General features: G+C 39.6%; 17 protein-coding genes. 13 read left to right on the top strand and 4 right to left on the bottom strand.

Annotated elements, in window-relative coordinates; translation table 11 throughout:
• Window positions 1-54: 54 nt before the first annotated feature.
• On the bottom strand, window positions 55-3,324 hold the full coding sequence (locus tag PDL71_RS02385; protein ID WP_407524784.1) for a hypothetical protein: 3,270 nt from the start codon (window positions 3,322-3,324) through the stop codon (window positions 55-57).
• Window positions 3,325-3,439: 115 nt separating this feature from the next.
• Between PDL71_RS02385 and PDL71_RS02380 the strand changes: the two genes are divergently transcribed.
• The 4 genes from PDL71_RS02380 to PDL71_RS02365 all read left to right on the top strand — a co-directional run bounded on the left by PDL71_RS02380 (window position 3,440) and on the right by PDL71_RS02365 (window position 7,671).
• The gene (locus PDL71_RS02380; RefSeq protein ID WP_407524782.1) at window positions 3,440-5,113 is read left to right on the top strand and encodes a DUF4080 domain-containing protein; all 1,674 of its coding nucleotides are present in this window, start codon (window positions 3,440-3,442) and stop codon (window positions 5,111-5,113) included.
• Window positions 5,114-5,193: 80 nt separating this feature from the next.
• On the top strand, window positions 5,194-5,844 hold the full coding sequence (locus PDL71_RS02375; RefSeq protein WP_407524780.1) for a cytochrome b/b6 domain-containing protein: 651 nt from the start codon (window positions 5,194-5,196) through the stop codon (window positions 5,842-5,844).
• Between the two features lie 110 nt (window positions 5,845-5,954).
• A complete protein-coding gene (locus PDL71_RS02370) occupies window positions 5,955-6,740 on the top strand; it encodes a hypothetical protein (protein ID WP_407524777.1) in 786 nt (261 codons plus the stop codon).
• Entirely contained in the window at window positions 6,724-7,671 is a 948-nt protein-coding gene (locus PDL71_RS02365; RefSeq protein WP_407524774.1) for a helix-turn-helix domain-containing protein, read from the top strand. The genes PDL71_RS02370 and PDL71_RS02365 overlap by 17 nt, the downstream gene beginning before the upstream one ends.
• 8 nt (window positions 7,672-7,679) lie before the next feature.
• Here PDL71_RS02365 and PDL71_RS02360 read toward each other — a convergent pair whose 3' ends face one another.
• Window positions 7,680-8,228 carry a DUF3124 domain-containing protein gene (locus PDL71_RS02360; RefSeq protein WP_407524772.1) on the bottom strand — a complete coding sequence of 183 codons (549 nt, stop codon included), beginning with the start codon at window positions 8,226-8,228 and terminating at the stop codon, window positions 7,680-7,682.
• Window positions 8,229-8,415: 187 nt separating this feature from the next.
• Between PDL71_RS02360 and PDL71_RS02355 the strand changes: the two genes are divergently transcribed.
• The 8 genes from PDL71_RS02355 to PDL71_RS02320 all read left to right on the top strand — a co-directional run bounded on the left by PDL71_RS02355 (window position 8,416) and on the right by PDL71_RS02320 (window position 16,917).
• Window positions 8,416-9,009: an RNA polymerase sigma-70 factor gene (locus PDL71_RS02355; protein ID WP_407524770.1), complete on the top strand. Its 594-nt coding sequence runs from the start codon at window positions 8,416-8,418 to the stop codon at window positions 9,007-9,009.
• Window positions 9,006-9,986 (top strand): FecR domain-containing protein, encoded by a 981-nt coding sequence (locus tag PDL71_RS02350; protein ID WP_407524768.1) that lies wholly within the window; start codon window positions 9,006-9,008, stop codon window positions 9,984-9,986. The genes PDL71_RS02355 and PDL71_RS02350 overlap by 4 nt, the downstream gene beginning before the upstream one ends.
• Window positions 9,987-9,998: 12 nt before the next feature.
• Window positions 9,999-11,825 carry an STN and carboxypeptidase regulatory-like domain-containing protein gene (locus tag PDL71_RS02345; RefSeq protein ID WP_407524766.1) on the top strand — a complete coding sequence of 609 codons (1,827 nt, stop codon included), beginning with the start codon at window positions 9,999-10,001 and terminating at the stop codon, window positions 11,823-11,825.
• Window positions 11,826-12,177: 352 nt separating this feature from the next.
• Window positions 12,178-14,526, top strand: coding sequence for a TonB-dependent receptor domain-containing protein (locus PDL71_RS02340; protein WP_407524764.1), 2,349 nt, complete (start codon window positions 12,178-12,180; stop codon window positions 14,524-14,526).
• A 32-nt stretch (window positions 14,527-14,558) separates the two neighbouring features.
• Window positions 14,559-15,221 carry a head GIN domain-containing protein gene (locus PDL71_RS02335; protein WP_407524762.1) on the top strand — a complete coding sequence of 221 codons (663 nt, stop codon included), beginning with the start codon at window positions 14,559-14,561 and terminating at the stop codon, window positions 15,219-15,221.
• Between the two features lie 87 nt (window positions 15,222-15,308).
• Window positions 15,309-15,791, top strand: a complete 483-nt coding sequence (locus PDL71_RS02330; protein WP_407524760.1) for a response regulator transcription factor — start codon at window positions 15,309-15,311, stop codon at window positions 15,789-15,791.
• Window positions 15,792-15,963: 172 nt separating this feature from the next.
• Window positions 15,964-16,497: a DUF4199 domain-containing protein gene (locus PDL71_RS02325; RefSeq protein WP_407524758.1), complete on the top strand. Its 534-nt coding sequence runs from the start codon at window positions 15,964-15,966 to the stop codon at window positions 16,495-16,497.
• A 39-nt stretch (window positions 16,498-16,536) separates the two neighbouring features.
• A complete protein-coding gene (locus PDL71_RS02320; RefSeq protein WP_407524756.1) occupies window positions 16,537-16,917 on the top strand; it encodes a VOC family protein in 381 nt (126 codons plus the stop codon).
• A gap of 34 nt (window positions 16,918-16,951) precedes the next feature.
• Here PDL71_RS02320 and PDL71_RS02315 read toward each other — a convergent pair whose 3' ends face one another.
• Complete coding sequence (locus PDL71_RS02315; RefSeq protein ID WP_407524754.1) at window positions 16,952-17,518, bottom strand: hypothetical protein; 567 nt, start codon at window positions 17,516-17,518, stop codon at window positions 16,952-16,954.
• A gap of 428 nt (window positions 17,519-17,946) precedes the next feature.
• Between PDL71_RS02315 and PDL71_RS02310 the strand changes: the two genes are divergently transcribed.
• Window positions 17,947-18,942 (top strand): hypothetical protein, encoded by a 996-nt coding sequence (locus PDL71_RS02310; RefSeq protein WP_407524752.1) that lies wholly within the window; start codon window positions 17,947-17,949, stop codon window positions 18,940-18,942.
• Window positions 18,943-18,945: 3 nt separating this feature from the next.
• Here the strand turns inward: PDL71_RS02310 and PDL71_RS02305 are convergent, their stop codons facing one another.
• Window positions 18,946-21,615, bottom strand: coding sequence for a DNA methyltransferase (locus PDL71_RS02305; protein ID WP_407524750.1), 2,670 nt, complete (start codon window positions 21,613-21,615; stop codon window positions 18,946-18,948).
• Between the last annotated feature and the right edge of the window lie 445 nt (window positions 21,616-22,060).

Below are 22,060 nucleotides of genomic sequence, written 5' to 3'. Positions count from 1 at the left end.
ATCTCTCCCTGAGATTTTGGGGCGATACCTTTTTTGAAGGTGCCGCCGTAACGATTACCTGATATTACTGATACTGTTTTTTGCTGTATCGTGTTTTGTTTTCAGCACGTTTGAAATAGCTGTGTACCTTCCGCCCAGCTTTTGTAATGATTGCTGCAATGCCAGGAACTGCATATTCATGCTGCTCATTTTTTGTTTGGCCGCATTGGTGTTATCGTTTTCAATATCGTTGATAATGCTTTCAATCACTGCATTCAGGTTGCGTACATTACTGCGGGATGTGCTTACGCCTGCCTTGGTTTGTGGCGTGTTGTCTGTTTGCAATTGGTGATCCAGATCCTTCAACACTTCGAGCAAATCATTAAAGGAGGCAATGCTTGCGGTTTTGTTAGAGCGGGAAGAATTGTAATCCTGTGCTTTTGTATTGGGAGCTGGTTCTGTAGTGGCAGGGTTGGTTCGTAAAGATTGGCTGTTTTGAGATGCGGTAAGTTTTACAATGCCATTTCTGCTATAAATACCTGTTCCTTCATCACTCAAATCAATATCAGTAACATCATTTAATACATAGGTTGCCTCAATAATAAATGTATAGTTACCCGCTTCCAGGTTCTCAAATTCAAATTCGCCCAAACTGTTAGTGGTACGTTGCTGAATATTACCTCCGGGATTTTTGCCGCCTTTAATACTTAAACCGCCGATAGGACTGCCGGGAATAGCCAACGGAAAATCATTTTGAAAAGGATCGTTTCCGTTTGCTGATCTTTGATAAATACGCCCCGAGTCGCCTCCAGGGTTTTTACCTCCTTTAATCGTTAATCCTCCAACAGGATTACCTGCGACAGAATTGGTATAATCATCCTGGTTAGGAATATCACCATTTTGAAAACCGCCGCCCTTACGGCTCATGCCAAAATCTGAAATCTTTCCACTGCCAATAATCATTTCTTCCGCACCATCACCATCTACATCACCAATATAAACCGGTAAAGACTGTATATAATGATCTGTTTTTTTAGTAAACGAAAGATCCTGTACATTCACTTTTGCTGATTGGGAACTTACACCAACATTGCTGCGTGGACTCCAGATCAAATCCGGTGCGCCATCACCATCTACATCGCCCACCTGCACATTGAATTGCTGCACAGCTCCGCTTTGTTTTATTTCAATCAACTCTGTTACATCCTGAGTTGTGCCATCACTGAAAGTAGCTGTAGCAGTAAATTTGCCTGTACGTTTTGTAAAATGTATATCCTGCACACTTACTTTACCACCGCCTCTTTGATTGGAAGCGGGGAGTGTAAAATGAAAATCCTGCATACTCACTTTGCCGGTACCACCTCCTTTAGCAGCGGATGATGGTGTAAAGTCCTGCGTATTTCCATCAGTAAGCCTTCCGTTTGCCCGGAAAAATTCTGCCTGGCCATCACCATCGGTATCTGCCATCACTACTGATATATCCTGTACACTTACCTTACCTCTTGCTGCGCCATAAATAATATGCTGCCATGTTTCATCGGGCACCAATACTTCGCCCGCAACGTTGATTTTTGCATTAGACTGTGCCTGGTAATAATCATACCCTTTTTTGCTTGCCCAAATGGCAAGAACAGCAACACTGTAGTTACCATCAGGTACATTAGCAAACCAATATTCACCGCAGGCATTTGTTTTTGTAGTAGCTACTACCGCACCTGTATTACGATCAATCAGTTGTACATCAAATACTGAATTTTTATCATCACATTGTTCATTACCGATTATCCTCCCTTTATATAAAGGATTATTAGTGCCGCCTTTTTCTTCATACAACGGATTGTTTTTTACCTGGCCAAGACAAGGATTGCAAACATCTTCCTGTGGTAAGCCATCAAAGAACAAAGGTTGATACTGACGGCGTCCCGTTGCCATACCACTGCCTGCTTCTCTTGTGCGTTTGCCGGTAGCCAGCCCGCTGTTGCTTTCACGAACATAAAGATTGGTTTGAACGCCCGGTTGTACCATAAGTCCTGTGGCCGCATAACTGGCTGCAGCTGCACCACCTATATGATTACGGTTGGTAATAATACTTTTTTCATTAGTTGTATGTATGATCCTTCCGGAAATGATATGCGAACCTGTCTGCATTCGTTCAGTGTATTCACTACGATCGCCCCAATGATTCAATCCTCTGTTTACTTTTTCACCAAACGTAGCTCCCTGTGTTTGTTTAGGAACTGTTACGTTCATAGAAATACGGTTCGGCATATCGCCTTTTCGTTGATACTGCAATGCATCATCCGGACAACTGAATGTCTGTTCTTCAACTGTACCATCAGGCCTGGTGGTTTTTAATGTTACAGGTCCGCAGCTTTGAGTGGTGGTACGATCGTTACTCTGATTACTTTTCGTTTTTGTTTTGAGTACCCGTTTGTTTTCCGGATCAATGATGCTTACACCATCATCATCTGTATCTGTACTTACACGATCATTGCTTTGATTGCTGCGTGTTTTTGTTTTCAATACACGGTTGGTGGTTTGCTGCTCATCATCATTGTTTACAGCAGATCGTTTACCGCTTGCCTGGCCACTGGCAACATCTCGTGGAGATTTTACATTGAAGGTTTTAATGAAGGAAACACCTGCGTTAATCGTTTGAAAATTCTTTTTCTGCTCAACCGGTATGTCAATGCCCCGCTGCGGATCAAATACCTGCACAGATGAAGAGGAACGCAGATAGTCAGTTGATAATACAATGGCTGATGTATTACCTACAGGATAAGAAAAGGAAACAGAGCCATTAAAACCGGGGAACAGGCTTTTGGTACCACTTTCAAAACGATAGAACGGGCGCAATGCTCCCTGCTGACCAATGATTAATCCGCCTCCCTGGTTAAAAAAGATACCGGCTTTTACACCTGCTAATAATTGCACTTTGGTTCCAAGCCGGAAGCTGGGCCCCAGCATCAAAAATGCATTTTGTGCAGGAGTAGTTGTAATGGTACTTGTTTGAGGAAACTTTCGGTCAATAATAAATTGATTGATGGCAGATGTATTGAGCTTGCTGTTGATGAACCCGGCACTTATGCCCAAACCCAAAGGGCCTGCAAAGTATTGACCATTTAATCCTGTAGCAAGACCATTGCCACGAAACAAGGAAGCTTCATTAATGTTGAGCCCGAAAGAAGCACCGGAGTTGATGCCGAACTGCCAGTCATTACCGGTGGTCATGCTACGGGTATGATTACTGCGGGATGAGTTTTGATTAAAGGCGGCTTGTTGAGCCATTGAATGAAAAGAGAGCAACAGCAGTACAGAGTACAGCGGCAAGTATCGGCTATTCATATATTGGTAGTTTAAGGTGCACACAAAATAGAAATAATAATCCGTGAATTAAAATAAATCAGCAATATCCGGTTCTCCCATTTCAGGCTTGGTGCGGAACGTTTATTTTTGCCGGATGCAACAGCCCGTACAAATCCTGTTAACTACGCTCAATGCCAAGTACATTCACATGAACCTGGCCATAAGGCTGTTGTACACACTCAATAAAGAGCACAAGGGTTTGCAATGGAAAGAATTTACCATCAAGCAAAACAAGGAGGAGATTGCAGCAGAGTGCAGTAAGTATGAAGTAGTGGCATTCAGTTGCTATATCTGGAATATTACACAAACACTCGATGTAGCACAACGCATCAAACGCATAAACCCCAATACAAAAATTTTACTCGGCGGACCTGAAGTGAGTTATGAATGGGAAGAGATGATTCAAAATGATTGTGTTGATTTTATTATTACAGGTGAAGGTGAAATTCCCTTTCATGAGTTGTTGAACAACTATCCGAATGTTTCTTTAGTACCAAATCTTGCCTGGAAGAAAGATGGGCAAGTGCAGTACATGGAACGCAGCACCATGTATGATATGAGCAACTTTATTGGTGTAAATCCTTATGTGCATGATCCTGCTGAAGATTTGTACAATAAAATCAGTTACATAGAAACCAGCAGGGGATGTCCCTACAAATGTGAATTCTGTTTGGCAAGCCTGGATAACAAAGTGCGGTATTTGCCCATGAAGGATATTAAAGACAACCTGTTGTACTTAATGCAAAACGGAAGGGTCATCAAGTTCCTGGACAGAACTTTTAACATGAAACGTGATTTTACACTGGATGTATTTCAGTTCATCTTAGATCATCATCGTCCGGAAAATGTGTTTCAGTTTGAAATAACGGCTGATATCCTGCATCCTGATATCATCCAATTCATCAATGAAAAAGTGCCAAAGGGTTTATTTCGTTTTGAAATTGGTATTCAAACCGTCAATCAAAAGGCAAATCTTGAAGTGAGCCGCAAGCAGAGCTTTGAAAAAACAAAAAGCATCATTGCACAGGTGCGTGATAAGGTAGAACTGCACCTGGATTTGATTGTGGGTCTTCCCCTGGATTATTATGAAGACATCAAGTACAGTTTTGAAGAAGTGTTCAAACTCTTTCCGCCTGAACTGCAACTGGGTTTTTTAAAATTCCTGAAAGGCACACCGGTTCGATACAAAACGGAGCAGCATGGTTACAAGTATGATCCTGTGGCTCCCTACCAGATTATTGAAAGCAAGTACCTGAGTAAAGAAGAGCTGGCAAATATCACACTTGTAGAAGAAGCATTGGAAATTTACTGGAACAAACCAAGAGCATTTCATACGCTCAAATATGTAACGGCTTATTACAGTGTGTTTGATTTTTTGCTCGGGCTTGGTAATTATTTTCAAACCCATTCTGATTTTCACAAACATGATCTGCGGGATGTGTATCAGCTTTTATTTGCATTTGCTAAAGAATCGTATGCGGATGATGTTGTATTGCAACAACTCATTTCCATTGATTATTACCTGCAGCACAAAATAAAACCGGTAGATCTCTTGCAGGTAGAAGTAGATGCGGCCTTAAAATCAAAACTTACGGAGCAATTCAAACTCAATCATCATCAGTTCCGCCATGTGTTATTTCCTGTTCATTTTAACTGGCAGGAGTTTGTACAATACAATCATATTATAAAAGATGATGCAGTAATAGTTCTTGAATATAATGGAAAAGAAGAGCCGAAGGTGATGGAACAACAGGCGGCTAAGCAATAAGCAATCATTCCATTACTATATTTTATAAATGGTATGCCCCCATTATCCTGAAATATTATATTGCAAAACAAACCTCCCGCATGAGTCATCCATCCACCACTATCCGTCCGTTTGCTGATGCCAAGCCTCTATCCATCCGTATCTGGCACTGGGCTACTGCGTTGTTTTTCTCTGTTTCTATTGTTACCGTTAGCATCAACGAGTTTATTCTTGATGGGCGTACACAAATACAAGCGGTCAATAATGCTGCACAGGAAAAAGGTGTAACACTCGACAGGGATCAAACAAGAGCCATTGTAAGAACTTTCCGGGAACCCATCTGGGAATTACATAAATATGCAGGTTTCGGAATTTGTATTTTGTTACTGTGGCGTATGTTCATAGAATTTCGTTTAAGTAAAAACAATCGCCTTGCCTCTAAACTCAAAGCATCATTCAATCGCAAACAACAGGTGGAAGGAACTGCTTTGGAGCAAAATCATTTCAGCATGGTGCAGGCAGGTTATCTTATTTTTTATGTGTTGATTGTACTTATGGCCTGCACAGGATTAATATTGGCTTTTGAAGAGGTGCCTTTCTTTAAATCCATTCATGACCCCGCCAAAGAAACACATGAGTTGCTGCAATGGGCCTTTTATACTTACGCAGTAATCCATATAAGCGGTGTGGTATGGAGCGATTCCAAATTATACAACGGGCTGGTTTCAAAAATGATTCACGGAAAGCAGTAAGCAATCGCTTGCTTTTTTTTCCGCTTGTTTGAATTCTATAATCACTTGTTTGAATTCTGTTAGGCAACACAGTTCAGGTAAAGTTCTTTTGTAAAAAAGAATTAAGCCAGATGCCCAAATTATTTTTCTGCAAACATACATTTTGGATTGTATGCCTGTTTTTATGCTTACAATCGAAAGGAACATCTGTAATTGTAAATGATAGTATTCCAAAAACAGTTCATTTTGGCGGCACCATTACCGCTACACAAAACGGCATTTCACTCATTCCATCGTTTTCATTGGGCAGACCTGCTATGATGTTTGATCTAAACATCGGCGGCAAGAAACTCACTTTTGAACCTTTCTTCCGATTTGGAATGGATGGCAAGCCGTGGGCTTTTATTTTTTGGGGGAGATACAAGTTCGTCAACAACTCCAGGTTCAGAATGAGTATGGGTGCACATCCATCCTATGTGTTCAGAACTGTGCCCATGAATAACAACGGGACCACCGTTACTATCAACCGTGCCGATCGCTATGCAGCCATGGACTTAACACCAAGCTTTGTTGTTTCAAAAAATACAACAGTGGGTGTTTATTATTTGTACTCACACGGATTAGATAAAACCTCCGTACAAAACACACATTTCATCACCCTCAATGCCAACTTCACCCATATTCAACTCGCTGGAAATTTCTATGCCAAATTCAACCCGCAGCTGTATTACTTAAACATGGCCGGCAGAGATGGTTTTTATGCTACACACAGTTTTACAATAGCACATCAAAGATTTCCACTAAGCCTGCAAACCATCATGAACAGGGCCTTCAAAACAGAAATTGCCGGCAACCGTTTTGTATGGAATATGAGTTTGATTTACAACTTTAATAAAAACTATGTTCGCCGGTCGTAAACAAAAACAAACTGTAAGTTTGTGGGAGATGCGTAAGGTGGAAACCATAGAGGAATTTTATAAACGTAAGTTTAACTGGGTGCCGGAAACCATGAATAAAGAAATCGGTCACTTTAATGTGTTCCGTCTGGATCCATATGTGGGCAGCCGTGCCCAACCTGTTCCTTACAGCCGCAGGGATTTTTATAAAATCACCATAACACTCGGCAGCGGTAAAGTATATTATGCTGATAAATGTTATGAAGTACAACAACAGGCACTTACATTTTCCAGTCCGAACATTCCTTACAAATGGGAGCACCTGGATAAAATTACCGGCGGTGTTTTCTGCATTTTTGATCAGCAGTTTTTTCACCAGTTTGGGAATTTAAACCAGTATGCTGTTTACAAACCGGAGGGTAGCCGGGTATTTGAGTTAAATGAAGATCAATTGGCTAAAGCTTCTGCTGTTTTTCAACGAATGTTTGAAGAACTTAAAAGCGATTACGTTCATAAATACGATATACTTCGAACATTAGTGCTCGAGTTGATTCATATGGCTTTAAAAATGCAACCCAACAGCGATATCAGTGGACCGCAACAGTTTTCCTCTTCGCAACGTATTGCTACGATGTTTATGGAATTGCTGGAACGGCAATTCCCCATCGATGAACATCATCCGGAGGTTACATTACGAGCGCCTTCTGATTTTGCCGCACAGTTAAATGTACATGTGAATCATTTAAACAGAGCCATAAAAGAAAACACCGGTAAAACCACTTCTCAAATTATAGGTGAACGTATTTTGCAGGAAGCAAAGATTTTATTGAAACACAGTCCATGGAATGTTGCTGAAATTGCTTTTGCATTGGGTTTTAAAGAAGCTACGCATTTCAACAGTTTTTTTAAAAAACAGGTACAGTTAACTCCTTTGCAGTTTCGATCAATTTAAAAAGCTATTTACTTTATCCGCTTGCCCTGTGTTGTAAAAGACAATCCCTGCTGGCCCGATGTAGAAATCATAATGGCTTCAAACAAAGGCTCCGGTGCGCCGGGTTTACTCTTCCAATCAAAAATAAAATTGGCACCGCTGCCGCCGGCATTGTCCTTTTGTTCAATCACAATCTCCGCTGTTTCCATAGGAGTAATAAAAATGGGCTGTGTAACATAGTTGCGGACGGATTTGCCATTGGTATCAAAATATTCCGCTTTAAAAAGATATAAGGTATCGATGGTGCTGGTGTTGCGCATGCTGATGGTGGCCGTTAAATCGCTGATCCGCTCCTGTGATAATGTATAGATATGTGAGTACACAGAAAGATAGGTGGTTCCTGCAGACAGCGAATCATTGCTGCTTAATGTTGCAGTTCTTTTACTCCAGTCTGCCGTTTGCGGTAATGCATTGTTTTGAACCTCTTTGCAGGAACTAAATAAAAGCAAAGCACAGGTAAGAATCCAAAAAATACTGATCAACTGATGCTGATGAAGGTATAAACGGGAAGTTTTCATTCCCCAATTTACTGAAAGCTATCCATTCGGAAAAGATGGGGTATGCCTCTTTTTCACTTAAATATGTGATTGACGGGCCCGGCTCTTTTGTCTACTTTAGCCCGCACTATAAAAAATTTTGTCCGGGTTAAGGGTAACAGCCTTTACAGTTGTTATTCTTATATAAACCGGCATTAGAGTGTTAAGCATGGCATTAAACGAACCTCAATTGGCCCGGCAACTCGTTCAAAAAGACGAGGCGGCGTTTGAACAGGTATTTAAATCCCATTTTAAAAACCTGCATGCTTATGCCTGTACCATTGTAAAGGATAGCCCTGCTGCTGAAGGTATTGTACAGAATGTGTTTCTCAAACTGTGGGACCGTGGCGAAAACCTCAATATCTCTTCTTCGGTTACAGCTTATCTCTACCGGGCAGTCTATAATGAAAGTTGCAACTATATCAAACACCAGAAAGTAAAACATTCCTATACGCAGCATGCCCAATATTCCATGAGCAATACGACAAGAGAAGGAGAAACAGCATCAAAGAAAATTTTGCTGGCTGAGCTGGAGCAGAAAATAAAAACAGCCCTGAGTGAGTTACCCGAGCAATGCCGTACCATTTTCCAGATGAGCCGTTTTGAAGAGCTCAAGTACCAGGAAATTGCTGATAAACTGGGTCTTTCCATCAAAACAGTGGAAGCACAGATGGGTAAAGCATTAAAGTTGCTGCGTATAAAACTTGTAGATTATTTGCCATTGATCGTTTTATTTTTTAATCTGTTAATCCTTTTCATTTGAACGAACCTTTACATACAACAATGGATGTGCTGCTGGTAAAATACCTGCTGCAGGAAGCCACACCTCTTGAACAACAGCAGGTGGAAGAATGGTTGTCTCAGAGCGAAGCCAACAGGAAAGAGCTGGAGCATCTTGAATTTGTATGGAAGGAAAGTCAAAAAGCTGCAGCAGCAAGTACCGTAAATGAGCATGCAGCATGGCAACGTTTTGTTGAAAAAAGAAATGAAGTAAAAACAGGTGGCCGTATTATTTCTATTACAAAGCCGAAGCGCTGGTTACAGATGGCAGCTGCAGTTATTATAATAGTTGTTGGCGGATGGTTTGCAGGTACATTTTTTAATACAGGTGACAGTATTGAACTGGTGCAAACACAACAAACTGTTTTGGCTGATACATTACCTGATGGAAGTGTTGTAACTCTTAATAAGAATTCAAGTATTGAGTACAATAAAAAATTCACCAAGGGCAGGAAACGTGCTGTAAAACTGCAGGGAGAGGCATTCTTTACTGTTACAGCCAATAAAGAAAAGCCATTTGTAATTGCAGTGAATGATGTAGAAGTGAAAGTTGTGGGCACATCGTTTAATATTAAAACAGTGAACGGTCAAACAGAAGTGATCGTAAAAACAGGAATAGTAGAAGTAACAAGAAATGGCAAAACCATTCGTTTAACACCCAACGAAAAACTGATCACACCTGCAAAAGATTCAGCGCTTGTAAAAACTGTCATTACTGATCAACTTTATGATTATTACCAAAGCAAAGAATTTGTGTGTGATAATACTCCGCTCTGGCGACTGGTAGAAGTGTTGAATGAAGCCTATGGCAGCAATATAGTGATCGGTCGTGCGGGGTTACGTAACCTCCGCCTCAGCACTACGTTCAACAATGAATCATTAGAGAATGTGCTGGACATTATTGCTAAAACGTTTCAGTTGCAGGTGGTAACAACAGAAAACCAAATCATCTTACAGTAACAGAACAAAGGAATGAACGCATTTTACAGGAAAGGAATTGTTGTTTGCTTTTTACTGGGTTTCAGTATTTGTACAGCAGCTCAAAATATTCTCAACAAAAGCATTACCGTACAGGTTAACAAACAACGGCTGGATAATGTGCTGGAAATTATCAGCAACAACGGCAATTTTTATTTTTCTTATAACAGCAGCATTGTAAAGCGTGACAGCCTCGTGAGTTTAAATTTCACCAACAAACCGGTTCGTGAAGTATTGAATTACCTGTTCAACAACCGCTATGATTATATTGAGAGCGGCAACTATTTAATTCTGCGCCGCAAAGCCATTACGATTGCTGCCACTGTAAAGCAATCACCTACCGAAGACAAGAATTATTACCTGGCTGGTTATATCATTGATGAATTTACCGGTGAGCGTTTGAACAATGCCAGCATTTATGAACCCGATCAGCTGGCTTCTGATCTAACAGATGGTCAGGGCGCTTTTACATTGAAACTAAAAAGCCGTTACAAAACAGCTACGATCACTGTAAGTAAAGACTCGTATAAAGACACCACATTAACCATTCAACCGAAACTCAATCAGCAGTTGATCATCAGCCTGCGGCCACAGGATAATTTTACAACCATGATCACGGTGTCGCCGGAAGATTATTTTTTACCTGACACTATTGAAGTAAAACTTCCTACAGGTGAAACAGTTACTTACACCAAAGAAGACACAATTAAAGTACAACGTTCCTGGATCGGACGTTTTTTGCTTTCCTCCAAACAACGGATGCAAAGCATCAACCTAGGTAAGTTCTTTACCACAAGAGCGTTTCAAATTTCATTGTTTCCCGGTTTAAGCACACAGGGAAAATTGAGTCCGCAAATCACTACGGCCTTTTCTGTGAATGTATTAGGTGGGTATACCGGTGGTGTGAGCATGATGGAACTGGGAGGATTATTCAATATCACAAAAACAAATGTAAAATACCTGCAGGGGGCAGGGTTATTGAACCTGGTAGGTGGTGATGTACGTGGATTACAGGTGGCGGGATTACACAATCATGTGCTGGACACGGTCAATGGTTTGCAGGCAGCCGGAGTAAGTAACTATGTAAAAGGAAAATTCACGGGTTTACAGATTGGTGGTGTTTATAATCATGCCATTGATACAGTAAAAGGTATGCAAATTGCCGGTGTTAGTAATTTCAGCAAGCAGCAAACGAGTGGTCTTCAAATTGCCGGTGTAGGTAATATAGCCAATCGTAACATGAAAGGTGTACAAATTGCCGGAGTGTTCAATTATGCCAAACACGTAAGAGGCGTACAAATTGGATTAATCAATCTGGCTGATAGTTCTGATGGGTACAGCATTGGTTTGCTCAATTTTGTTCGGAAAAACGGTTATCATAAACTCAACATCAGCACCAATGAAGTAACACAATTGAATGTGGCCATTCGTACCGGCAGCAGAAAAATGTATTCAGCCATTCATGCAGGCGCTACACTTCAATCCAATGAACGGTTATATTCTTTTGGCTTTGGTTTGGGGAAAGATATCCGGTTGAGTAAACAGATCTTTTTAAACACGGAACTTGCAAGTCATTCATTATATGCAGGCACATGGGACTACATGAATCTGCTCAATAAATTTTCATTGAATATACAATGGCAACCCGTAAAAGGGATTTCAGTGTATGCAGGCCCATCATTCTCTGTTCTCATCAGCGATCAAAAAGTGGCAGTAGCCGGTTATAAATTCCCTTTTTATAATAATGCGTTGCGTTCGTATGATTTTTCTGACCGTGTAAAAGGATGGATCGGTTTTACGGCAGGCGTTAATATATTTTAACGTGTTGTGCTATTGGAAAATCTACCTAAACCCCAGCGGGGTGTCAATGTCAGTAGTACAATTAAATAATAAGAAGTTAAGCTCCGTAGGAGCGACATGTTTTACTATTTCTGAATAATAACATATCGCCCCTATGGGGCTTTGTTTGCTTTTCATGCATTTTTCCTACTAACATTACGCCTCTCCGAGGCTGCTTAAACGAATTGAATTAATATTTTAATAGTAAAACACGTTTCTTTTAATCAAATACAGTTCCGTTTTGTTAACAGTCTTTAACAGGTTTTCATTCAAAAAAAATATTGCAGGCATAAGGGTAAGGGTTCGTTGAGTTGTTATTCAAGAAACTCTTATCATGACAAACAACCGGGGAAAGTTTTTCCTTATCATCATTTTCACTTTTATTAAAGCAATCGGTTTCACACAGTTTACACAAACCATTCGTGGTACGGTTAATGAAACTGTTTTACAAACACCTGTTGCGGGAGCTACCGTTACACTCTTGGGTAATAAGTCTGTACTCACTGATAGTCTCGGTAATTTCCGGTTCTTAAATGTGCCCGTAGGTACGCACACCATCAGGATCACACATGTAAGTTTTAAAGAGGCAGTAGTTGCCAATCTTACGGTGAATGCAGGCAAAGAATTAGTATTGACCATTCCTGTTGAATCCATTGTTAAAGAACAATCAGAAATCATTATTAAAGGTGACAAACGCAAGAACAAACCCATCAATGAATTGAGCCTCGTGAGTGCAAGGGCATTTACGGTTGAAGAAACACAGCGTTACGCAGCTTCGGTAAATGATCCTTTGCGTATGGCCACCAATTTTGCCGGGGTTGTTTCGGCTGATGATGGTAATAACAATATTGTGATTCGTGGTAATTCACCATCCGGTTTGTTATGGCGTATGGAAGGCATTGATATTCCCAATCCCAATCACTTCAGCAATGCTGCAGGTAGTGGCGGCGGTATTTCGATTCTCAGTTCACAGTTACTGGCCAACTCAGATTTTCTCACCGGTGCTTTTGCTGCTGAATATGGCAATGCATTGAGTGGTGTGTTTGATCTCAAATTGCGGAAAGGAAATAATGAGCGCAGAGAATTTGCATTCCAGGCCGGTGTGCTCGGTCTGAATGTTTCTGCAGAAGGACCTTTCAAAAAAAATTATAAAGGTTCTTATCTCATCAACTATCGATATTCAACATTAAATATTTTGAACAAGCTGGGTGTTATACCTAATGGCTCTCCTACTAACTTCCAGGACCTGTCTTATAATATTTATTTACCTGCGAATAAAGCCGGCACATTCACACTGTTTGGTTTTGGCGGTTTGAGTTCACAAGCGAGTAAATTTTTAGAAGATACAACGGAGTGGAAAAACGAAAGCGATCGTTTCCGTTTTACTTACAGTGGTAAAACATATATGAATGCAGTTACACACACCATTCGTTTGGGAAGCAGTACTACATTAAAGTCGGCCATCAGTTACTCAAAAGTAGAAGCAACCTTTGAACTGGATTACGCCAAAACAAAATCCATTGTTGAGCAGTGGAGTAATGAAAAATACGGAACGGGGAGGTGGGGCTTCAACAGTATGCTCAATCATAAATTCAGCACCAGGAGTTCGTTCCGTGCAGGAGTGATTGTTAACAGGATTGCATACAACTATTATCAACGGTCAAAAGAAGAACGTGATGAGCCTTTACTGGATCGTATCAATCATACCGGTAATACCTACACTGTTCAGTCGTATGCACAATGGCAGTACAAGCCTACCAATAAACTTACCTTGAACGGTGGTCTTCATTACCTGCAACTATTGCTCAACAATAAAAGTGTTGTTGAACCAAGAGCCTCTGTAAAATGGGATATCAACAATAAACATTCACTTTCTGCCGGGTATGGTTTGCATAGCCAGGTGCAGGGATTGGGCGTATACTTTGCACAGGTAAATGATGCTTCAGGCAATACACAACAACCGAATAAGAATTTAGGTTTTACACAATCTCAGCATTATGTATTATCGCACCAGTACCTGCTGGGTAAAAATTTAAAGTTGCGTACAGAATTGTATTACCAGCAACTCAGCAATGTTCCTGTGGCCAACAGTGATACCAGCACTTTCTCCACACTCAACATCATTGATGGTTTTGTAACAGATGCTTTAGTGAACAAAGGCAAAGGACACAACTATGGTTTGGAGATCTCCCTGGAAAAATACCTGAGCAATCATTTCTATTACATGTTCAGCAACTCATTCTATCAATCCAAATACACAGCGCTGGATGGAATAGAGCGTAATACCAGGTTTAATGGTGGCTTTGTAAGCAACCTGGTGGCAGGAAAGGAATTTATCGCTGCCAATCAGCGCCGCACATTTGGTATCAACATCAAATTAGTGTACCAGGGTGGTTTCAGAGAGACACCTATTGATATTGAAAGATCAAAAGCAGCCGGTGCCGCTAAGTATGTTGAAAAAGATGCATTCACGTTACAGGTGCCCGCTTACTATCGTACTGATCTGAAGTTGAGCATGAAATGGAACCGTAAAAAATTAACCAGTACTCTTTCGCTCGATCTGCAAAACGCAACCAATCGTTTAAATGTCTTCGGTCGCTTTTATGATCCGTTGAAACAGGAAGTCATTACTATTCACCAAAATGGATTGATTCCTGTTCTGAATTACAAAATTGAATTTTAAAAAACCATTTTATCATCAAAAAATAATCAGTTATGAACACAATTAAATTTTCAGCAACATTACTTGTCTTTATTTCAATCGTATTTACATCCTGCAAAAAAGAGATCATTCATGGAAAGGGTGATATAGTAACACAAGAACGTACTGTTTCCGGTTTTTCCCGGGTAAAAATTACAGGTATAACAGATATTACTTTGATACAGGGCAGCAGTTTCAGGGTAACCGTAAGTGATTATGAAAACCTGGTAAATGAAGTAGAAACATCATTGAGTGGCGATGAACTACGTGTTGGTTACAAACGCAATGTTTGGGTTACCAAAGGCAAGTCAAAAGCAATTATTACCCTGCCTTCCTTAAAAGGAGTGCGTGTAGACGGCAGCGGTGATTTTATAATTGATGGCCCGTTTACCGGCACTGATTTCTTCAGTGTTGAGATTAATGGCTCCGGCAATGTGAGCATCAACAATGCCGTAGTAGAGGAAGCTGATATTCATATTTCCGGCAGTGGCGATGTAAGAAATTTTGGATTGCAGTGCAAAAAAGCAACTGTTAAAGTAAGTGGTAGTGGTAACACAGAACTTACCGTGAGTGAATTGCTGGACGTGCGGATTGATGGCAGCGGTGATGTGTATTACAAAGGAACTCCGGCTGTAAATGCACGCATCAATGGAAGCGGCAAAGTGGTAAAAAAATAAGTTGTTTAATAAGTAGTGATTGTGATGCGGGTTGCTTTTCTAAGCAACCCTTTTTTACGTTTTGCAGAAAGCAGTATTTTTAGCGTCATGTTCCGCTTCCGGCATCAATACAAACAGGTTCTTCTCTACGCTGCTGCCCTGGTAGCACTGCTGATACTGTTGCAGGTGTTGCAGTATAAGCTGCTGTTGCTCAACCATGCTTATGAATTATACCTGCTATTTATTGCATTGATTTTTACCGGCCTGGGCATCTGGCTGGCGCTCAAACTCATGAGGCCGAAAACAAAAATTGAAACGGTGATTGTTGAAAAACCCGTGTATGAAAAAGTATGGACAGATGAAGAACTGCTGGCCATTGAAACAGAAAAACAAAAGCTGGGCCTCAGCAGCCGGGAACTGGAAGTGTTGCAACTAATGGCACAGGGGCTGAGCAACCAGGAAATAGCCGACCGCTTGTTTCTTTCACTCCCCACCGTAAAAACACATACGTCTAATTTGTTTTTTAAGCTGGATGTAAAACGCCGCACACAGGCTATTGAAAAAGCAAGACAGTTGATGTTGATTGATTGAAAAATGATCCTATTATTGCCGTTAGCCTTTTCCTCAGTGTTCTCCCATTAGCTCTGTGTGCTATTCTTCCTCCTCCTTTCGTATGAATTTGTACTTGCAAACGGTATTTCATACTTTGGTATGAGGCCCTTGCTCTTTTGCCGCAGCATCTTTACACCCTAAAACAAAAAATATGAAAAAGAATGTTTTGGTTTTTGGTTTGATTTCCGGCGTGGTTGCTTCAACCATTATGGCCTTTAGCATGATCTATATGTCCAAACACCCGGAGCTGGAAGCCGGCACCGGTTCCATGGTGGTGGGCTACCTGAGTATGCTCATTGCCTTCTCCCTCATTTTTGTGGCGGTTAAAAATTTCCGTGACAAACAAAATGCAGGGGTCATCAGTTTTGGTAAAGCCTTTTTAATGGGTTTGTTTATTTCGTTGATCGCTTCCACCATGTATGTGATTACCTGGGCTTTTGTACATCATTATTATATGCCGGATTTTATGGAGAAATACGCTGCCGCCATGATTGAAAATGCAAAAACAAGCGGAACACCTGCGGAGTTACAAAAAACCATTGAGCAAATGAACTCCTACAAAGAAATGTACAAGAACCCTTTTTTCTTTGCCATGTTCAGCTATATGGAAATTTTACCGGTGGGGTTGATCGTATCCTTGATTACAGCCCTCATCTTAAAACGCAAACAGGCGGCCATTGCCTGATGACCTGCAATTTGATTTTATAATATTTAAAACAACAATATGAAAAAGGTTACAGGAATCGGTGGGGTGTTCTTTAAATGCAAAGACCCCGAAAAAGTAAAAGAATGGTATCATACCCACTTAGGAATAGATGCGGGAAAGTGGGGCGCCAATTTTGAGTGGCGTGATGCAGAGGATCCTTCCAAAAAAGGTTCTACTGCCTGGAATACATTTACGGAAAAAGTAAAAATGTTTGAACCCTCAGCTAAAGAGTTCATGATTAATTACCGTGTTGAAAACATTAGTGCACTGGTGGAGCAATTAAAAGCTGAAGGTGTAACTGTACTGGATGACATTGTAACTTATCCTTACGGCAAGTTTGTACATATCATGGATGTTGAGGGAAATAAGATTCAATTGTGGGAGCCGGGGGAAGAGTAAGGAGGTTTTTAGCCCCTGAGTTTTGGCATATTCTTTAGACCTGCTGAAGCAAGTCGTTGTTTTTTTGTTGCAGCTTTGTCATTCTCGCTTTAATGACATTTTCGAATAATTCAGGATACGGAGCATTGAAGTCAATAGGGTTATAACTTTTTAATGCATCAATTTTACGAATTGTTTCATAAACCGCAATATGCTTAAGATAGGCATTAATTGTTAGTTGCAATTCTTCGTCAACTTCTACAAAGTGAATGTTATTCTCAATTACTGATACAATTTCACGATGATTTTTTAGTATATACTCACTTTCAATGATATCATTAGTATCTATAGGGAGGCTATTGGGATCATCAGATAACCGGGGCGATAGCTCCCAAAGTGCATTATCCTTTTGAAGTCTGAAATAAATGGGATAGTAAAATAAAGAAAGCTGCTTTTCAATTGCGTTTAGAATTTTTTCACGGTTATTTTCCTTTAATTTATTTCGAAGTTCATTAGTCTGCTTATTTATCTCCAGGTACTTGCTAACCCAATATCCGGCGATAAGCAGCATAATACTTAAAAGCCCCTTGTCAATTAATATTTTTATTAAATCGTCTGCCATACTTAAAATTGGAATTATAATGAAAGCAACGGTAAGAGCTTGCTGCTGTGCTGGTATTTTATAATGTCCAGCCCGGAGCCGCAGCTGATTGAAAAACTGATGATGAAGATATCAACAAAAGCTGATAGAATTCGGTCAGCCGGATATGGGCTGATAGCGATATGAAGCTGAGAATATATTCGTCTGCCAGCATAGCAGCAAACTCCCTTTTGTATGTTCGCCCTTCGTCTTGGTGTTTTGAATTGAGAGTATGTGTCCACCGAAGCAGGGTGTGTCCCGGAAGCGTAGGAACAAGACAGGCTCTTTTGCAAGGGTGGCTTTGTGTGTCGCCTTTGTGCGCCTTGCAAATGTGCCTGGCTTGGTGCGTCGACCATTTTTTAATAAAGTTGTATTTTCGGCAGATTATGTTACTGTCATTCATAAAGAAAATGTCAAGAAGAAGCCCCTATACAAAAGTCTTAAAAGAGAATCAAATTAGAGAAGCTCACATTAAGGGCATGGGAGATGTGCTCTTTAAAGGCTTTCAATGCCTCAGGAGTAGCTGTAAAAACTTCCTGTTTGTCAGAAAAGATGAAATTAATGAGGAATTTGAAATTGAATGCCCTGTTTGTCAGTTTAAATTCAAATCTGGTGAGGAAACAAAGTTTTATGACTATAAACTAGAAAACACCAAAGAAAACAAGATAATTGAGGAAGGTGAATTTGCAATTCTTCATGACGATTATATTAACGAAGCTCAAGAATATAAGTATTGTATTGTCTGCAATACAATTAAACCAACCTATCTTTTTGATAAACACTCTGCCCGTGCATCAGGTAGGCAGGGAGAATGTAGATTATGTAAAGGAGTTTATAATTCTATAAAAAATCAATCCAGAATTTCTGACCAGCACCGAGAGGCGGCTCAAAAAAGAAGAATGTATCTGGATTTGTCTGGACAACACAAAATTGATAGTAAAACAATACATGAGCGTTTTGGATACAAATGTTTTAAATGTGGGAAAGATTTGAGCACCGTCAAATCAGCGATTGAAAGGCCATTAGACCATACTCTTCCCATTTATTATCTTTTCCCTTTAAGCACTGATAATGCTACGCTTTTATGCAGAGACCATAACGGAGAGAAATCAGGAAAGTGGCCGTCTGAATATTATAATCCTACAGAGTTAAAAAAGCTCTCTGTTATTACAGGTATTGATTACGACATCCTGCAAGGAAAAGCTTTTTATAATCCAGATGCTTTAGATAATCTGAAAAACTCAGATGTTGTTGATGCCATGCTAACAAAATATAGTGCTTACATGGATGAAATAATAAAGCTACGCAATCGCTTATTAAAAGAAACTGGGTTTGATTTCTTTAAACATTCTAAAATTATTTCTCCGGTTCATATTGCCAAGGCAGATGAATATTTAAAGAAGTAAAAGTTATATTAAAACTAAATATTGATGTGAAGTAACAGTGCCTTTGTCCCGTATTCCATGTGATTCGCAATGCTCAACACTTTCATCAAACAAGTCGGCAGTCTTAAACCATCGCTTACTAATTTTCTGTAACTCTTTCGCCATGTCACATTTTGCACTCTTACCTAAATGCAAAACGCAAACTCCGTCTTTCTTCAATCGCTCCTTTGACTGGCGAAATATGCTTTCATAAATGGCAAAATCCTTTTTCTGTTTTTCTTCAACAAAATTGTTGACCTGAAATTTGAAATCTTTTTCTGACCATCCTGAAAACCAAATGCGAATCCAGTTTGCCAAATAGAATCTTGTGCTATCGAAGAAGGGCGGCGAAGTGATTACTGCATCAAGATTATTTATTTCCTGTGGCCAAATGATTGTTGTGTCCTGATTGAAGATTTTTCCGTTGCGAAAATTTATTGGTAATTCTTCATTGATTGCCCTGTCAACTTTCTCTGTCAGTTTATTAACTAAATTCTTATATTCAAATTCTCCTGTTGGTGCATAAGGCACAATAGGGTGTGAACGTCGGCTTAATGCGTAGGGTCGGTTGCCATGAAGAATGTGTAGTAATGAAGCTACTACCAACATTTCGCTTGGAGTTTTCGGATAATTTTCTTTCACAAATCTTCTTGCAAGTAAAATTTCTTTCAGTGTTGTTTCTTCGTAGTATTCTGCAAGTGTTTTGTTGAAACCGAAAGTATTCGCCTCATTCAATTCTTCCTTCGTGCATTTGTTTCTCTTAATGAACTGCTTTAAAGAATTTATGTAGCTATGACTTTCGTTTGCTTGCGGTGCAGTCACCTTTGCATAAGAAATGTAGTAAGCTGGTAAACTAATATCAATGCCGAAAGAAGCTTTTCCTGCCAATGCTGCTTCAAAAGGAATTGTTCCTACTCCTGCGAATGGGTCAAGCATTGAGCCGTTTGCAGGAACAAATGTTTCAACCAAATGATGGGCAATGGCGGGTTTCAGTTTCCCTTGATATGAACAAAGCGAATGATTGTTGTGTCCCCAGTTACGACTTGAATACGGTTCTTGTTGATGGGGAACAACAGTTTTAAAATGATTCCAATTCTTTCTCCAAATTGTCGGAGTGTTACCATTGATGTGCTTACCATTTTTGTAATTGTATTGAAATGCAAGAAGTGATTGTGTCAAAACTTCTTTGTTCCTTGACCTTCTCTTTCTCAGAATTTTGTTGTCAATCAATTTGAAACCAAGTTCTGTCAGAAGTTCAATTAGGATTTCATCTGTGTTAATATGAACTCCACAAAAAATAGAATCACCGATGTCAATTAAGATTTTTGCATTGTTGCTTAAGTGTTCCTTACAGTCGCTGAATATCCGATACATTTCTTCAAAGTAACTCTTCGCCATTATTGGAATTCGTGAATCGTATGCTTTTTTGTGCAACTCCAGCAACGTTAACTTAAGGATTTTACTTTTTGAAGAAATGTCCAAACCATTTACATAAGCATATTCCTTCTTAACATCGTTAATACCGCTCGTTAAAGCCTGGTCTCTAAAAAAGCGTAAATCATTTTCAAATTGTAAATAGCGGAGAAACCACAATTCTACTTTTGTATTTCTGAAATAGTTTGTTCCGTTCAAATATGGTGGACTTGTAATGACTGCCCCAATTTTCAGGTCGTTAATTCTGCTGATATTTTTAGCGTTGGCTAAAATTAATTCGTGGTTTGTTTTCAGGGTGAAATTGAAATTTAAAACATCTTCAGCTATATCAGCAATTTTTTGAGGCAGTATTTCTTCAAAGGTTGTAAACTCTTTTTCAAGTTCCTTTTCTGTTTTAAATCTCACGTCACCTGCTTTCTTTAGATGAGAAACTGGTAATAAGCAAGACAAAACAGCAATGGTTAAAGTGTCTGCAAGTAATTCATCCTCCAATTTTACAATGTCAATATAGGAACGTAGCTTGAGGATTTCGGAAAGTTTTTCGGCAGAAAAATATTCACTATCAGCAAATAGTGCTTTGTATGCTTCCTTCAACGATTTATCTTCTTCAAATTTGTCGAGTGATTGAATTAACGTTTGAGAAATATCATTCAAGTTGTCGTAGAGTTTTTTTCTTTGAGCTTCTTTTGCTTTGAGAACTCTTGTTTTTGTCTGAATGAGATATTGCAGCAAAGGGTTTACCTCTGAGTAAACTGTTGAGAGTCCTTCATCATCTGCTGCAAAAAGAGTCGTGCCCGTCCCTGCAAATGGTTCGTAAATTAAAGTGTCTTTGATGTCAAAGTTCTTGATAAGCGATTTTACAAAGTCGGTTGAATAGCCTTCAATATAAGGATACCATCTTTGAAAAGGAGTGTCTTTGCTTTTTACAAAAGTTACATCTTTTTTAGTCATGCCATTGACTTGGTCAACTTCTGATAAGTTTTGTTTTATCAGTCGCTTTACAACTTGGTTAATTGACCGTTCTTGTTTGTCAGCAAATACGGAAAGCTGTTTATAAGTTTTTATTCCAATTAGCTCCTTAATTTCTTGAGTTGTCATGTCTTTGACCTTAGTATAGTAAGGAGCTTCTGGTTCACTAAAGGCAAGTGTCACGGATTTATCTTTTGAATCTTCTGAAGGATAGTCGCTGAAGTAAACAGCCTTATAGTATTGTTTTGCCATTTTATGAAGTAAGTGTCAATTTATGATAGTTACTTCGCAAAGTAAGGAAAAGAAATTGAATGTTGAACAGGGTTATCTAAAAATTTATTCCTTAAAGGATGATTGCATCAACCACTGGGGTTTTGTTGATAGTTGATTTAAGATGATATTCTAAAGTCAAGTTGATAAGAATTCCGTAAGCGGGGGTGGGTAGGCTTTGTGTTGGGATTTTTAGCTCTTTGCAAGGTTGGCTTTTGTGTGTCGGCGTTGTGTGCCTTGCAATGTGCTAAAAATAGAGTGGGGTCGGGTGGTAAAGTCATGTTAGTTTGAATTTAAGTAGGATGCTGTTTAGGGTGACATACAACGCCTTGCTTTGCGTAATATTTTGGCTTAAAAACACTTAATAATCAACATAAATTTAAACAAACGGAGTAATTAAAAGAACATTACTTTCTCCAAAACAATA

Source organism: Lacibacter sp. MH-610, from assembly GCF_045780045.1.
Classification (GTDB): Bacteria; Bacteroidota; Bacteroidia; order Chitinophagales; family Chitinophagaceae; genus Lacibacter.
The sequence above is the reverse complement of the archived record's forward strand: the minus strand, read 5'-3'. Positions and strand labels throughout refer to the sequence as shown.

What these genes read in the sequence shown, in the direction of transcription:
- PDL71_RS02305 (WP_407524750.1), bottom strand. Translation starts at nt 21,615, where the DNA reads ATGGCAAAACAATACTATAAGGCTGTTTACTTCAGCGACTATCCTTCA.
- PDL71_RS02385 (WP_407524784.1), bottom strand. Translation starts at nt 3,324, where the DNA reads ATGAATAGCCGATACTTGCCGCTGTACTCTGTACTGCTGTTGCTCTCT.
- PDL71_RS02360 (WP_407524772.1), bottom strand. Translation starts at nt 8,228, where the DNA reads ATGAAAACTTCCCGTTTATACCTTCATCAGCATCAGTTGATCAGTATT.
- PDL71_RS02355 (WP_407524770.1), top strand. Translation starts at nt 8,416, where the DNA reads ATGGCATTAAACGAACCTCAATTGGCCCGGCAACTCGTTCAAAAAGAC.
- PDL71_RS02325 (WP_407524758.1), top strand. Translation starts at nt 15,964, where the DNA reads ATGAAAAAGAATGTTTTGGTTTTTGGTTTGATTTCCGGCGTGGTTGCT.
- PDL71_RS02375 (WP_407524780.1), top strand. Translation starts at nt 5,194, where the DNA reads ATGAGTCATCCATCCACCACTATCCGTCCGTTTGCTGATGCCAAGCCT.
- PDL71_RS02370 (WP_407524777.1), top strand. Translation starts at nt 5,955, where the DNA reads ATGCCCAAATTATTTTTCTGCAAACATACATTTTGGATTGTATGCCTG.
- PDL71_RS02335 (WP_407524762.1), top strand. Translation starts at nt 14,559, where the DNA reads ATGAACACAATTAAATTTTCAGCAACATTACTTGTCTTTATTTCAATC.
- PDL71_RS02365 (WP_407524774.1), top strand. Translation starts at nt 6,724, where the DNA reads ATGTTCGCCGGTCGTAAACAAAAACAAACTGTAAGTTTGTGGGAGATG.
- PDL71_RS02315 (WP_407524754.1), bottom strand. Translation starts at nt 17,518, where the DNA reads ATGGCAGACGATTTAATAAAAATATTAATTGACAAGGGGCTTTTAAGT.
- PDL71_RS02310 (WP_407524752.1), top strand. Translation starts at nt 17,947, where the DNA reads ATGTCAAGAAGAAGCCCCTATACAAAAGTCTTAAAAGAGAATCAAATT.
- PDL71_RS02320 (WP_407524756.1), top strand. Translation starts at nt 16,537, where the DNA reads ATGAAAAAGGTTACAGGAATCGGTGGGGTGTTCTTTAAATGCAAAGAC.
- PDL71_RS02330 (WP_407524760.1), top strand. Translation starts at nt 15,309, where the DNA reads ATGTTCCGCTTCCGGCATCAATACAAACAGGTTCTTCTCTACGCTGCT.
- PDL71_RS02345 (WP_407524766.1), top strand. Translation starts at nt 9,999, where the DNA reads ATGAACGCATTTTACAGGAAAGGAATTGTTGTTTGCTTTTTACTGGGT.
- PDL71_RS02380 (WP_407524782.1), top strand. Translation starts at nt 3,440, where the DNA reads ATGCAACAGCCCGTACAAATCCTGTTAACTACGCTCAATGCCAAGTAC.
- PDL71_RS02340 (WP_407524764.1), top strand. Translation starts at nt 12,178, where the DNA reads ATGACAAACAACCGGGGAAAGTTTTTCCTTATCATCATTTTCACTTTT.